This window comes from Kocuria salina, from assembly GCF_013368965.1.
Taxonomy (GTDB): Bacteria; Actinomycetota; Actinomycetes; order Actinomycetales; family Micrococcaceae; genus Kocuria; species Kocuria rosea.
In genome coordinates this window covers 598,012-612,152 of sequence record NZ_SSSF01000001.1, presented here as the reverse complement: position 1 = coordinate 612,152, position 14,141 = coordinate 598,012, and the positions used below count along the sequence as shown (strand labels likewise).

Below are 14,141 nucleotides of genomic sequence, written 5' to 3'. Positions count from 1 at the left end.
GACGCCCATGAGCTGTGGTGGGAGAGTCCCGCCGGTGCACTCGGACCGGCGGGCGCCGTAGGAGCAATTCCTCCCCAGGAAACTCTCAGGCCCCCGTACCACCACGGATCGGCAACTCTGGAAAGCAGCCCGGCGCGCGTCGCCGGACTCACCGACGGTGCAAGCGGCTCCACGGCCGCGGAATCTCTCAGGTCCCAGACAGAGCGGGGAGGAACTCGAACCGATCCACGCCGCCCTGGCGTGCAGCACCCGGGAGTTCCTCATGACGATCCAGCTCGCCACCACGTCCCCGACCACCGTCTTCGCCGACCGGCACATCGGTGCCGGCTCCGACGCCGTCCGGACCATGCTCGCCCGCGTGGGCCGCACCAGCCTCGACGACCTGGCGGACGCCGCCGTGCCCGCCGACATCCGGCAGAACACCCCTCTGGACCTGCCCGCGGCGCTCAGCGAGCAGGAGGTGCTCGAGCAGCTGCGCGCCTTCGCGGACCGCAACACCACGGCCGTGCAGATGATCGGGCAGGGCTACTACGACACCCACACGCCCCCGGTGATCCTGCGCAACGTGCTGGAGTCCCCGGGCTGGTACACCGCCTACACCCCCTACCAGCCCGAGATCTCCCAGGGCCGCCTCGAGGCGCTGCTGAACTTCCAGACCATGGTCTCCGACCTCACGGGGCTGCCGGTGGCCAACGCCTCGCTGCTGGACGAGGCCACGGCGGTGGTCGAGGCCGTGCTCCTGATGCGCCGGGCCAACAAGGCCCGCGGCAACGGCGCGATCGTGGTCGACGCCGACATCCTGCCGCAGACCCTGGCCGTGGTGCTGGCCCGCGCCGAGGCGCTGGGCTTCGCCGTGCAGGTCGCCGATCTGACGGCGGGCCTGCCCGAGGGCGAGATCACCGGCGTGGTCCTGCAGCAGCCCGGGGTCTCCGGGCGGGTCGTCGACCACGCCGCGGTGATCGCCGAGGCCAAGGAGCGCGGGGCGATGGTCACGGTCGCGGCCGACCTGCTGGCCCTGACCCTGATCACCCCGCCCGGCGAGCAGGGCGCGGACATCGCGGTGGGCTCCTCCCAGCGCTTCGGGGTCCCCCTGTTCTTCGGCGGCCCGCACGCCGCCTACATGGCGGTGCGCTCCGGCCTGGAGCGCAACCTGCCCGGCCGCCTGGTGGGCGTCTCCAAGGACGCCACGGGACGGGCCGCCTACCGCCTGGCGCTGCAGACGCGCGAGCAGCACATCCGCCGGGAGAAGGCCACCTCCAACATCTGCACCGCTCAGGCGCTGCTGGCCGTCGTGGCCGGCATGTACGCCGTCTACCACGGCCCGGAGGGGCTGAAGGCCATCGCCCGGCGCGTGCACGGCCTCGCCCGCACCCTGGCCACCGTGCTGCAGGGCGCCGGCCACGAGCTCGTCGCGGAGCAGTTCTTCGACACCCTCACCGTGCGGGTCCCCGGCCGGGCGGAGCAGGTGGTCCGCGCGGCCGAGGGCCGCGGCGTGAACCTGCGGCTCGTCGACGCCGACCACGTGGGGATCTCCTGCGACGAGGCGACCACGGAGCAGCACCTCGTGCTCGTCGCCGAGGCCTTCGGCGTGGCGGACGCCGCCGCGGCGGTCGCCGCCGGGCCGCGCGGCCCGGAGCTGGACGCCGGGCTGCGGCGCACCACGGAGTTCCTCACCCACCCGGTGTTCTCCACCCACCGCTCCGAGACGCAGATGCTGCGCTACCTGCGGCGCCTGGAGAACCGGGACCTGGCCCTGGACCGGACGATGATCCCGCTGGGCTCCTGCACCATGAAGCTCAACGCCACCGCCGAGATGGCGGCCATGAGCTGGCCCGAGTTCGCCTCGATCCACCCGCTGGCCCCGGCCCACCAGACCACCGGCTGGCGCGAGCTGATCGCCGACCTGGAGGGCCGCCTGGAGGAGATCACCGGCTACGCGGCCGTGTCCCTCCAGCCCAACGCCGGTTCCCAGGGCGAGCTGGCGGGCCTGCTGGCCATCCGCGGCTACCACCGGTCCCGCGGCGAGGAGCAGCGCACCGTGTGCCTCATCCCCGCCTCGGCCCACGGCACCAACGCCGCCTCCGCGGTCCTGGCCGGCATGAAGGTCGTCGTGGTGAAGACGGCCACCGACGGCACGATCGACCACGCCGACCTCGAGGCGAAGATCGAGGCCCACCGCGACCAGCTGGCCGCCATCATGATCACGTACCCCTCCACCCACGGGGTCTACGACGCCGACGTGCGCCAGGTCTGCGACGCCGTCCACGCCGCCGGCGGGCAGGTGTACCTCGACGGGGCCAACCTCAACGCCCTGGTCGGGCTGGCCCAGCCGGGGAAGTTCGGCGGGGACGTCTCCCACCTGAACCTGCACAAGACCTTCTGCATCCCGCACGGCGGCGGCGGGCCCGGCGTGGGCCCCGTGGCGGTGGCCGCGCACCTGGCCCCCTTCCTGCCCGGCGACGCCACCCGCGCCGAGGCGGACGGGGAGTCCGGCGCGCCGATCTCCGCCACGATGTTCGGCTCGGCCGGCGTGCTGCCGATCTCCTGGGCCTACATCGCGATGATGGGCGGCGACGGCCTCACCCGGGCCACGCAGACCGCGCTCCTGACGGCGAACTACGTCGCCGCCGCGCTCGACGAGCACTACCCGGTGCTCTACACCGGCAACAACGGGCTGGTCGCCCACGAGTGCATCCTGGACCTGCGACCGCTCACGGCCCGCACCAAGGTGACCGCCGAGGACGTGGCCAAGCGGCTGATCGACTTCGGGTTCCACGCCCCGACCCTCTCCTTCCCGGTGGCCGGGACGCTGATGGTCGAGCCGACCGAGTCCGAGGACCTCGCCGAGATCGACCGGTTCATCACCGCGATGACCACCATCCGCGAGGAGATCGAGCAGGTCGCCCGCGGTGAGCTCAGCGCCGAGGACAGCCCCCTGCGCCACGCCCCGCACACCGCCGAGGTCGTGGCCGCGAGCGACTGGGACCGCCGCTATCCCCGCGAGCAGGGCGCCTTCCCCGTCCCGGAGCTGCGCCAGGACAAGTACTTCCCGCCGGTGGGCCGCATCGACGGCGCCGCCGGGGACCGCAACCTGATCTGCTCCTGCCCGGCCCCCGAGGCCTTCGAGAACTGATCCGGCACCGCACCGCCACGAAAGGCACGACATGAGCGTCAGCACCACCTCCCGCCACACCGCCCTGCACGACGAGCACGCCGCGCTGGGGGCGTCCTTCACCGACTTCGGCGGCTGGGACATGCCCCTGAAGTACGGCTCAGAGCTGGCCGAGCACCGCGCCGTGCGCACCGCCGCCGGTCTGTTCGACCTCTCCCACATGGGGGAGATCCGGGTGACCGGCCCGGACGCGGCGGCCTTCCTGAACACGGCCCTGGTGGGCAACCTCGCCGCCATCGCCGTGGGCCGGGCCAAGTACTCCCTCATCTGCACCCCCGAGGGCGGGATCATCGACGACCTGATCAGCTATCGGCTGGCCGAGCAGGAGTACCTGGTGGTGCCCAACGCCGGCAACGCGCCGACCGTGCTCGCCGCCCTCCAGGAGCGGGCCGCCGGCTTCGACGTCACCGTGGCCGACGAGTCCGCCGACACCTCGCTGGTCGCCGTCCAGGGCCCCTCCGCGCAGGCGATCCTGCAGGAGCTCGTCCCCGCCGAGCAGCAGGAGCTGGTCGCCGAGCTGAAGTACTACTCGGCCGCGCCGGTCACCGTCGCCGGGACCGACGTGCTGCTCGCCCGCACCGGCTACACCGGGGAGGACGGGTTCGAGCTCTACGTGCCCGACGCCCAGGCGGTGTCCCTGTGGCGGAAGCTCCTGGAGGCCGGGCAGGGCCACGGGCTCGTCCCCTGCGGCCTCGCCTGCCGCGACTCCCTGCGCCTGGAGGCCGGGATGCCGCTCTACGGCCAGGAGCTCACCCTGGACCTCACCCCCTACGAGGCCGGTCTCGGCCCGGTCGTCTCCTTCAAGAAGGAGGAGGACTTCGTGGGCCGCACGGCCCTGGAGGCCCGCAGGGGCGCCGGGACGGACCGCAAGCTGGTCGGCCTGCGGGGCGAGGGCCGGCGCGCGGCCCGCGGCCACTACCCGATCAGCGTGGACGGCGAGGTCGTCGGCGAGGTCACCTCGGGGGCGCTCAGCCCGACCCTGGGCTACCCCATCGCCATGGCCTACGTCGACAACGCGCACGCCGAGCCCGGCACCGAGGTGCAGGTCGACCTGCGCGGCAAGCCGGTCCCGTTCGAGGTCGTGTCCCTGCCGTTCTACCGGCGCGGGCAGTGACCCGGCCGGCTCCGGCAGCCCGTTCCACCACCCGTCGTCCTCCCCTCCTGCTGAAAGGTTCTCGATCATGAGCAACATCCCGTCCCACCTGCGCTACTCCGCCGAGCACGAGTGGGTGGACGAGTCCTCCCCCGTGAAGGTCGGCCTGTCCGCGGTCGCCGTCGACGCCCTCGGCGACGTCGTCTACCTCGACCTGCCCGAGGCCGGTTCCACCGTGACCGCCGGCGAGGTCTGCGGCGAGGTGGAGTCCACCAAGTCCGTCTCCGAGCTCTTCGCCCCGGTCTCCGGAACGGTGGTGGACGTCAACGCGGCCGTCGTCGACGAGCCCGGGCTGGTGAACTCCGACCCGTACGGGGACGGCTGGCTGTTCACCGTCGAGGTCACCGACGAGGGCGAGCTGCTCACCGCGGAGCAGTACGAGCAGGCCCAGGAGGACCAGGCCTGAGCACGCCCCCACGAGCGCAGCAGGACGTCGGGACCCTGGGCGAGGGCTGAGCACCGGCCGCGCCCGGGTACCGTCGAGGACCGTGGTGCGGGCCGGGTCCCGGCCCGCACCACGACCGTTCCACCCACCACCGCCCCGCACCGGGGCACCACCTCCTTTGGAGCATCACCGTCATGGCCATCAGCGTCTTCGAACTGTTCACCGTGGGCATCGGCCCCTCGAGCTCCCACACCGTCGGCCCCATGCGCGCCGCACGGCGCTTCGCCGAGACCCTGACCGGGGACGGGCTGCTGGAGCTCACCGCGGACCTGCGCGTGGACGTCTACGGGTCGCTGGCCGCGACCGGCCGGGGCCACGGCACCTTCACCGCGATCCTGCTCGGCCTGGAGGGCTACGACCCCGAGACCGTGCTGCCCGCCGAGGTGGACGAGCGGCTCGCCGACCTCGCCGAGACCGGGACGCTGCGGCTGTGCGCGGCCCTCGGGCAGCGCAAGGACCTCCCCTACCGGGTCGAGGACATGGTGCAGCACCCGCTGACCGTCCTGGAGCGGCACACCAACGGCATGCGCTTCCAGGCCCTGGACGCCTCCGGCGCCGTGCTGGCCGACGAGACCTGGTTCTCCGTGGGCGGCGGCTTCATCGTCCGCGAGGGCCAGGAGGGCGCCGCCGCGGCCGAGCTGGACGCCGCCAGCGCCCAGGTGCCCCACCCCTTCCGCACCGCCGCACAGCTGCTGGCCCACTGCGAGCGCACCGGCCTGCCGATCAGCGGGGTGATGCTGGCCAACGAGCGGACCTGGCGCGACGAGGACGAGATCCGGCAGCAGCTGCTGCACATCTGGACCGTGATGGAGGAGTGCAAGGACTCCAGCCTCCGGCGCACCGGCCCGCTGCCGGGCGGGCTGAACGTGGCCCGCCGCGCCCCCGAGTGGCACCGGCGCCTGCGCACCGAGGACCCGGACCGGGACCCGGGCTTCTGGCCGGAGTGGGTGAACCTCGTGGCCCTGGCGGTCAACGAGGAGAACGCCTCCGGCGGACGCGTGGTCACCGCCCCCACCAACGGGGCGGCCGGCATCATCCCGGCGGTGCTGTTCTACGCCACCCACTACTCCCCCGCCGCCCGCGCCGCCGCCGCGGAGGGCCCCGAGGCGCTCGCGGCCGCCCGGCGGGACATCGTGGTCCGCTTCCTGCTCACGGCCGGGGCGGTCGGGGTGCTCTACAAGGAGCAGGCCTCGATCTCCGGGGCCGAGGTGGGGTGCCAGGGCGAGGTCGGCTCCGCCTCCTCGATGGCCGCCGCCGGCCTCGCCGAGGTCCTGGACGGGACCCCGGCCCAGGTGGAGAACGCCGCGGAGATCGCCATGGAGCACAACCTCGGGCTGACCTGCGACCCCATCGGCGGACTGGTGCAGATCCCCTGCATCGAGCGCAACGCGATCGCCGCGGCCAAGGCGATCAACGCCGCCAAGATGGCGATGTGGGGCGACGGCACCCACCGGGTCAGCCTCGACGAGGTCATCGTGACCATGCGCGAGACCGGCAGAGACATGAGCCACAAGTACAAGGAGACCGCCCTGGGCGGACTCGCCGTGAACGTCGTGGAGTGCTGACCGTGAGACGCTGAGCCCGTCGACCCGGACGGTCCTGTCCGTGCGGACCGGCGAGCAGCGTTGGCACCCACCGAGGAGACGAGACCGCACCGTGACAGCCCCCGCCCAGGACACCCGTTCCCCGCAGCGTCCCACCGCCCTGGTGGTGGGGGCCAGCGGCATCGCCGGTTCGGCGATCGTCGAGCAGCTGACCCGCACCGAGGACTGGGACGTGCTCGCCCTCTCCCGCAACCCCGTCCCCGGCAGCTCGGCCCGGCACCTCGGCGCCGACCTCCGCTCCCCCGAGAGCCTGGCCGCGGCCCTGGCCGGGGAGCGGCCCACGCACGTGTTCTTCACCGCCTGGTCCCGCCAGGCCACCGAGAAGGAGAACATCGAGGTCAACGCCGGGATGGTCCGCAACCTCCTGGCCGCCCTGGCCCACGCCCCGGTGGAGCACGTGGCGCTGATGACCGGGCTCAAGCACTACCTGGGCCCCTTCGAGGCCTACGGCAAGGGGGACATGCCCGACACCCCCTTCCTCGAGGAGGAGCCGCGCCTGCCGGTGGAGAACTTCTACTACGCCCAGGAGGACGAGCTCTGGGCGGCCGCCGGCCGCCAGGGCTTCCGCTGGTCCGTGCACCGGGCGCACACGGTCATCGGCCACGCGGTGGGCAACGCCATGAACATGGGGCTGACCCTGGCCGCGCAGGCGGCGATCTGCCGGGAGACGGGCCGCCCGTTCGTGTTCCCCGGCTCCGAGGTCCAGTGGAACAGCCTGACCGACATGACCGACGGGTCCCTGCTGGCCGAGCACATGGTCTGGGCCGCCACCGAGGAGGCCGCCGGCAACGAGGCCTACAACGTGGTCAACGGCGACGTCTTCCGCTGGCGCCGGATGTGGCCGGCGCTGGCCGCCTGGTTCGGGCTCGAGTGGGAGGGCTACCAGGACGCACCGCGGCCGCTGGAGCAGCAGATGCGCGGCGCCGAGGACGTCTGGGCCCGGATCGTCGCCGAGCACGGGCTCGCGGAGCCCGACCTCGCCCGCGTGGCCTCCTGGTGGCACACCGACGCCGACCTCGGCCGGCCCATCGAGGTGGTCGCCGACATGAGCAAGAGCCGGCTGGCCGGGTTCACCGGCTACCGCCGCACCCAGGACTGCTTCACCGGCCTCTTCGACCGCTACCGGACCGAGCACATCATCCCCTGACCCCCAGACAGGGACCCGGGAGGGGTCAGCCGCCCACGCGGGAGAGGATCGCGGTGAGGGCGGTCCGCACCCCGGTGGAGAGCGTCGGCTCGATCGCCGGGGCGAAGAACGGCGAGTGGTTCACCGGCACGGGTCCCTCCCCCTCGAGGACGGCTCCGTCGTGGCCGCCGAACATCCAGAACACCGAGGGCACCCCGATCGCCGCGCCGAGGGCCCCGAAGTCCTCCGAGCCCATCATCGGTTCGACCTCCACCACGTTGTCCTCCCCCAGCACCTCGCGGAAGCGCTCGACGAGAGCAGCGGTGGCCGCCGGGTCGTTGTAGTTGCGGGGGAAGGTCGAGAGTTCCTCGATGGTGGGCTCCGGGGCCCCCGAGGCCGCCGCCTCCGCGGCGATGATCCGCCGCAGGGCCCCCAGGACGTGGTCCCGGACGGCGGGGTCGAAGGTGCGCACGTTGAGCGTGAACTCGGCCGAGGCCGGGATGATGTTCTCCTTGAGCCCGCCGTGGAAGGTCGCCACGGTGACCACCGCGGCCCGGCGCGCGTCGATCTCGCGGGAGACGATGGTCTGGATCCGGGTGATCATGTGCGCCCCGAGCACGATCGGGTCGGTGGCGTCCTGCGGCTGGGACGCGTGGGCCCCCTTGCCGTGGACGGTGACCCGCCAGGAGTCGGCCATCGCCATGACGTCCCCCGCGGCCCAGCTGACCGTGCCGGCCCGGGAGGGCATCACGTGCTGGCCGAGGACGACCTCCGGCAGCGGCGCCCGCTCCCACAGCCCGTCCTCGAGCATCGCCCGGGCGCCGGCGGCGGTCTCCTCCCCGGGCTGGAACACGAGCACCACGGTCCCGGCCCAGGCCTCCCGCGCGCCGGCCAGCAGCTCGGCGGCCGTCAGCAGGGCGGCCATGTGCGTGTCGTGGCCGCACCCGTGCATCACGGGGACCTCGGTGCCGTCCTCCAGCCGCCCGGTGGCGGTGCTGGCGTAGTCCAGACCGGTGTCCTCGGCCAGGGGCAGGCCGTCGGTGTCGGCGCGGAAGGCCACCGTGGGCCCGTCCCCGTTGCGCAGCACCCCGACCACCCCGGTGCCGCCGCAGCGGAAGTTCTCGATGCCCAGGGCGGTGAGCCGCTGCTCGAGCAGGGCCGCGGTGGCGTGCTCCTGCATGGACAGCTCCGGGTGGGCGTGCAGCTCGCGGTACAGCAGGTGCATCCGCCGGCGCAGGTCGTCGGTCAGCTGGAGGTCCGTGGTGGTGCTCATGGTGCGGGGTCCTTTCGGGAGAACGGTGCTAGCCGATGCGGAGGTCGTCGGAGGAGGCCTCCGGCTGGGGCGCGACGGGATCGGCCTCGGCCGACCTGTCGCGCAGGAACCATGCCAGCACAGCGGTGGCGATCACCGCGATGGCGGTGCCGAAGAACGCCAGGGTGGGCACGGTCGGCACCAGCAGGAACACGACGGCCGCGGCGACGACGCCGGCGGTCACCGTCATCCGCAGGTTGCGGGTCGAGACGACGGCCTGCACGAGCACCGCGCCCAGCACCGACGGCAGGATGTAGGTCTGGACCACGGCGACGACGTCGGCGGGCACGACGCTCACCAGCCAGGAGCCCAGGAGACCGACCAGGACGAGCAGCGAGACCAGGTGCACCATGGCCGCTCCGCTGATCGCCATCACCGCCGCCAGCTCCCCGCGGCGGGTGCCGGGCTTCGCACCGATGGCGGACTGGGCGATCAGCGCCGAGGGCAGCAGCTTGTTGGAGATGTTGCCGATCATGAAGGCCTGGTACATCGAGGCCTGGCCCAGGATCGGGTAGTAGGTCAGCGGCTCCACGATCCAGAGCACCCCGAAGGTGCCGGCGATGGCCAGCAGAGCGGTCCAGATCCGGGCCTGGTCCACGTCCAGGCCGGAGAAGAGCACGAAGTAGGCGGGACCGGCCAGGGCGAAGAGCAGCCCGGCGATCATCGTCAGCCGGCCCCAGCGGGCGGTGGTCGCGTCGAACTGCTCCAGGGCGGGGACGGCGGCGGGGTTCACGGTGGTCATGGCAGAAGTCCTTCGGTGGGTCTGACGCACGGTCTCGGGCACGGGCACGGGCTCAGGCGGTCGGTCTCAGACGATCGGTCTCAGGCGGTCGGGAAGACACCGGCGCCGACGGTGGCGTAGGTGACGACGAGCGCGGTCAGGATGGCGATGCCCAGCGCCCACTCGCGGATCCACTGCGCCCGGAGGGCCTTGGCGATGCCCAGGCACACCGCCATCACGGCCGCGGAGGCGAGGAAGGCCACCACGTGGTTGCCCGACTTCGGCAGCTCCCCGAGCCCGAGGGCGAAGAACGCCCCGAGCAGGGCCGCCCCGGGGACCACGGTCATCACGGCGGGGTTGACCTTGCGCAGGCTGACGTCGCCGCGCTTGAGCAGCGGGGTGAGGACCAGCGTGGCGAGCATCCACATCGCCCCGCCCAGGCTCATCGCCATGAACGCCACGGCGAAGACGCCCTGCGTGTAGGTCGGGCCGCCCAGGTCGGCCCCCATGGTGCCGGCGGCGATGCTGGCCGCACCGGTCTCGAAGGACACCGACCCGATCAGTCCGATCCGCACCAGCACGGCGGGAGCGCCGAAGACGGTCAGCAGCGCGACGGCCACCAAGGCCACGGCCAGGGACGGCCCGATCGCCGAGACCGCCCCGGCGCGGAAGGAGGTCCTCAGCTCCGCCGGGCTCACCCCGGCGGCGGGGGCCGCCACACGAGCGGCCCGGACGTAGATGACGGTCTGCACGACGATGACGGCGAAGACGCCGAGGGCGCAGATCCACAGCACGGGCAGGTTGGCCACGGACAGGATGTCGGTGGAGGCGCCGTCGACAGCGGTGCGCAGGTTCATGGGAACTCCCGGAGGTGGTCGGATCGGCGGGGAAGGAGAGGCGGGGCCACGAGGAGTCCGTCGCCGGCGGATCTCTGCTCCGAGCGTGACGTGACGCCGATCACTCTCATTGGAGATCTTCAATAAACTGCACCGAATGCACTCTTGACCGAAGGAACGAGCATGGAGCTGCCACCGGAGGACCTCGAGCTCGTGCACGCCCTGCAGATCGCGCCGCGGGCGTCCTGGACCCAGCTGGGGGCCGCGCTCGGCCGCCACCCCACCACGCTGGCCGCCCGCTGGGACCGGCTCCGGGCCGACGGCCGCAGCTGGGTCACCGCCCACCTGGGCACCTCCGGCACGCAGGGCTGCGCCACCTTCATCGGCCTCGAGTGCCGCCCGGGCCGCCGGGCGGAGGTGCTGGAGCGGCTGTGCGCCGTCCCGGAGATCGGCACCGTGGAGGAGTCCGCGCGCGCCTGGGACGTCCGGCTCACCGTCCTCACCCGCAGCTGGGAGCAGATGACCCGGGACGTGCTGCCGCTGGTGCGCGCCGATCCGGCGATCCTGCGGGCCCAGCTCACGGTGGCCACCCGGCTCCACGCCATCGGCAGCAACTGGCGCCTGGACGTGCTGTCCCCGGAGCAGCAGCGCCGCGTGAGCGCACTGCGCTCGGAGGCGCACCGCCCGCACGGCGCCGTCCCCGCCCACCTCGAGGAGATGACGGCCGTGCTCCAGGCCGACGGGCGGGCCACCGCCGCGCAGATCGCCGCCGCGACCGGGACCCACCCGACGACGGCGGCCCGGCACCTGCACCAGGCGCTCGAGACCGGCCTGGTGGCCCTCCGCTGCGAACTGGCCCAGCAGCAGTCCGGCTACCCGGTGTCCTGCCAGTGGTACGTCCGGGTGCCGCCGGCGCAGCTCGAGGCGGCCGTGCGCTGCCTGCGCTCCCACCGGACGCTGCGCCTGTGCGCCTCGACCACGGGCGACACCAACCTCACCTTCCTGCTCTGGCTGCGCACCCCCGGGGACATCTTCGACGTGGAGGCGGAGCTGCAGGCCGCCGCGCCGGGGGTCCAGGTGGTCGAGTCCGACGTGGGGGTGCGGACCCACAAGCGCATGGGCTGGATGCTGCGCGACGACTCGACCGCGACCGGCGAGGTGGTGACCGAGCTCGGCCCGGCCGCCCCGTGACGCCGTGCTCGGTCCTCAGCCCCGGCCCGGCTCCCGCAGGAGGTCCGCCGGGACCAGGTGGGCGTCCCGGACGCCCTCGAGCAGCCGGGGGTCGACCGGCGTGCCGCGCCGGAGGACGCTGATCGTGCCGGCGGCCTCGAAGACCACGCACGCGACCTCGTCGGGGCTGCGCACCCCGGCGCCCCGCAGCGCACCGAAGAGCTCGGACTCCACCACGTGGACCCGGCGGAGGTTGGCCTCCAGGACCCGCTCGCCGGCCATCAGCAGCACCGCCCGGTTGTTCATCAGCGCCGACACGCGGATCCCCGCGCGGAGCCGGCCGAAGCCCGCCTCGAGCGCGAACAGCGTGCCGAGCCCCAGCACGCCCGCGGCGAGCGTGGGCGTGTCCCCCAGGACCGCGCGCCCGGCCACGGCACCGAGCATGACCACCACGACCGCGTCGAAGGTCGACAGCCGGGACAGCACGCGCTGCCCGAGGACCCGCACCATGAGCAGGAACGCCAGGTAGATCCCCACCGCCGAGGCCACCACCGCCAGCGCCCCCGGGGCGTCCACGCCGAGGCGCGCCACGGCGTCGTCGAGCACCGGTCAGACCTCCTGGTCCGCGAACTGGGTCTCGTAGAGCTCCGCGTAGCGCCCGCTCACGGCGAGGAGCTCGGCGTGCCGGCCCCGCTCCACGATCCGGCCGTCCTCGACCACCAGGATCTGGTCGGCGGAGCGGATGGTCGAGAGCCGGTGGGCGATGACCAGGGCGGTGCGCCCTTCCATCGCCTCGCCCAGTGCCGCCTGGACGTAGGCCTCGTTGGTGGAGTCCAGCGCCGAGGTGGCCTCGTCGAGGATCACCACGCGCGGGGCCGCGAGCAGCAGGCGGGCGATGGTCAGCCGCTGCCGCTCGCCGCCGGAGAGCCGGTAGCCGCGCTCGCCCACCACGGTGTCCAGCCCGTCCGGGAGGGAGCGGATCACGTGCTCCATGCGGGCCCGGGCCAGCGCGTCCCACAGCTGCTCGTCCGTGGCCTCCGGCTTCACCAGGGCGAGGTTGTCCCGGATCGACTCGTGGAACAGGTGCCCGTCCTGGGTGACCATCCCGATGGTCTCCCGCAGCGAGGCGAAGGTGGCGTCCCGCACGTCCGTGCCCCCGATCCGGACCGCTCCCGAGGTGACGTCGTAGAGCCGGGCCACGAGCTGGGCGATCGTCGACTTGCCCGCGCCGGAGGACCCCACGAGGGCCACCGTCTGCCCCGGCAGGACGGTGAAGCCCACCCCGTGCAGCACCTCCTCGCCGCCCCTGGTGTCGAGCACCGCGACGTCCTCGAGCGAGGCGAGCGAGACCTCCTCGGCGGAGGGGTAGGCGAACCGGACGTCGTCGAACTCCACCGACGCGGGCCCGGCGGGCAGCGACCGGGCCCCGGGCCGCTCCTGGATCAGGGGGACGAGGTCGAGGATCTCGAAGACCCGCTCGAAGCTCACCACGGCGCTCATGACGTCCATCCGGGCGTTCGCGAGCATGGTCAGCGGGGTGTACAGCCGGGTGAGGAGCAGGGCGAGGGTCACGACCGCGCCGGCGTCCAGGTTGCCGAGGATCGCCTGCGCGCCGCCGAGCCCGTAGACGAGCGCCAGGGCGAGCGCCGAGACCAGCGTCAGGGCCGTGACGAACACGGTCTGCAGCATCGCCACCCGCACGCCGATGTCCCGGACGCGGCCGGCACGGCGGGCGAACTCGGCGGCCTCGGCGTCGGGCCGGCCGAAGAGCTTGACCAGGGTGGCGCCGCCGGCGGAGAACCGTTCGGTCATCTGCGTGGACATGGACGCGTTGTGCTGGGCCGCCTCCCGCTGGAGGTTCGCCAGGCGCCCGCCCATGGCCCGGGCCGGGACCAGGAAGATCGGCAGCAGCAGCACGGACAGCGCGGTGACCTGCCACGAGATCGAGACCATGACGACGACGGTCAGGATCAGGGAGACGATGTTGCTCACCACGCCGGAGAGCGTGTTGGAGAACGCCCGCTGGGCGCCGATGACGTCGTTGTTGAGCCGGGAGACCAGGGCCCCGGTGCGCGTGCGGGTGAAGAAGGCGATCGGCATCCGCTGCACGTGGTCGTAGACGGCGGTGCGCAGGTCCAGGATGAGCCCCTCGCCGATCAGGGAGGAGAGCCACCGGTTGAGGATGCTCAGCCCCGCGTCCACGACCGCCACGGCGGCGATGGCCACCGCGAGCCAGACGACCACGGAGACCGCGTCCCCGGCGTTGATCGCACGGACCACGTCGCCGGCCAGGATCGGGGTGACCACGCCCAGCAGCGCCGTGAGCACCGAGATCACCAGGAACACCGTGAGCCTGGTCTTGTGCGGGCGCGCGAAGACGACGATGCGCCGGAGCGTGCCCCGGTCGATCTTCCGGTCCTTGACGTCCTGACCCTGGACGGTGCGCCACAGCACCATGTACGGCGAGTTCTGCATGCTCATGCGGCCAACCCCGATCTGCGGGGATCGCCCGCGCTGCACCAGGCGCGGCACCGTGGTGGTCGTGCGCGCCGCGCCGCCACTGATTTTACGCGGCCGCGCCGACACGTCCGCGCCCGCCCGC

11 protein-coding genes and 2 riboswitches are annotated in these 14,141 nt (G+C 73.1%); of the genes, 6 read left to right on the top strand and 5 right to left on the bottom strand.

Annotated features, from left to right (window positions below):
• The first annotated feature begins 8 nt into the window (after positions 1–8).
• Positions 9–111: riboswitch (glycine riboswitch) on the top strand.
• A riboswitch (glycine riboswitch) is annotated at positions 112–212 on the top strand. It abuts the riboswitch before it with no gap.
• Between the two features lie 50 nt (positions 213–262).
• From gcvP to E7Z53_RS02810, 5 genes are all read left to right on the top strand, one after another.
• Positions 263–3,133, top strand: coding sequence for an aminomethyl-transferring glycine dehydrogenase (gene gcvP / locus E7Z53_RS02830; RefSeq protein WP_017831733.1), 2,871 nt, complete (start codon positions 263–265; stop codon positions 3,131–3,133).
• Between the two features lie 31 nt (positions 3,134–3,164).
• The gene (gene gcvT, locus E7Z53_RS02825) at positions 3,165–4,286 is read left to right on the top strand and encodes a glycine cleavage system aminomethyltransferase GcvT (protein WP_144835628.1); all 1,122 of its coding nucleotides are present in this window, start codon (positions 3,165–3,167) and stop codon (positions 4,284–4,286) included.
• A 67-nt stretch (positions 4,287–4,353) separates the two neighbouring features.
• The gene (gene gcvH, locus E7Z53_RS02820; RefSeq protein ID WP_035924297.1) at positions 4,354–4,731 is read left to right on the top strand and encodes a glycine cleavage system protein GcvH; all 378 of its coding nucleotides are present in this window, start codon (positions 4,354–4,356) and stop codon (positions 4,729–4,731) included.
• 173 nt (positions 4,732–4,904) lie between these two features.
• On the top strand, positions 4,905–6,335 hold the full coding sequence (locus E7Z53_RS02815; protein WP_095650016.1) for an L-serine ammonia-lyase: 1,431 nt from the start codon (positions 4,905–4,907) through the stop codon (positions 6,333–6,335).
• A gap of 91 nt (positions 6,336–6,426) precedes the next feature.
• A complete protein-coding gene (locus tag E7Z53_RS02810) occupies positions 6,427–7,521 on the top strand; it encodes an SDR family oxidoreductase (RefSeq protein ID WP_035924302.1) in 1,095 nt (364 codons plus the stop codon).
• Positions 7,522–7,546: 25 nt separating this feature from the next.
• Here the strand turns inward: E7Z53_RS02810 and E7Z53_RS02805 are convergent, their stop codons facing one another.
• From E7Z53_RS02805 to E7Z53_RS02795, 3 genes are all read right to left on the bottom strand, one after another.
• On the bottom strand, positions 7,547–8,773 hold the full coding sequence (locus E7Z53_RS02805) for an amidohydrolase (RefSeq protein ID WP_176337111.1): 1,227 nt from the start codon (positions 8,771–8,773) through the stop codon (positions 7,547–7,549).
• A gap of 28 nt (positions 8,774–8,801) precedes the next feature.
• A complete protein-coding gene (locus E7Z53_RS02800) occupies positions 8,802–9,554 on the bottom strand; it encodes a hypothetical protein (protein WP_176337110.1) in 753 nt (250 codons plus the stop codon).
• Positions 9,555–9,634: 80 nt separating this feature from the next.
• Positions 9,635–10,390, bottom strand: coding sequence for a DUF5058 family protein (locus E7Z53_RS02795; protein ID WP_017831726.1), 756 nt, complete (start codon positions 10,388–10,390; stop codon positions 9,635–9,637).
• Positions 10,391–10,552: 162 nt separating this feature from the next.
• Between E7Z53_RS02795 and E7Z53_RS02790 the strand changes: the two genes are divergently transcribed.
• Entirely contained in the window at positions 10,553–11,560 is a 1,008-nt protein-coding gene (locus tag E7Z53_RS02790; protein ID WP_176337109.1) for an AsnC family protein, read from the top strand.
• 15 nt (positions 11,561–11,575) lie between these two features.
• Here the strand turns inward: E7Z53_RS02790 and E7Z53_RS02785 are convergent, their stop codons facing one another.
• Both E7Z53_RS02785 and E7Z53_RS02780 read right to left on the bottom strand, forming a co-directional pair.
• Positions 11,576–12,145 carry a DUF421 domain-containing protein gene (locus E7Z53_RS02785; protein ID WP_017831724.1) on the bottom strand — a complete coding sequence of 190 codons (570 nt, stop codon included), beginning with the start codon at positions 12,143–12,145 and terminating at the stop codon, positions 11,576–11,578.
• A gap of 3 nt (positions 12,146–12,148) precedes the next feature.
• Entirely contained in the window at positions 12,149–13,996 is a 1,848-nt protein-coding gene (locus E7Z53_RS02780; RefSeq protein ID WP_051063693.1) for an ABC transporter ATP-binding protein, read from the bottom strand.
• Between the last annotated feature and the right edge of the window lie 145 nt (positions 13,997–14,141).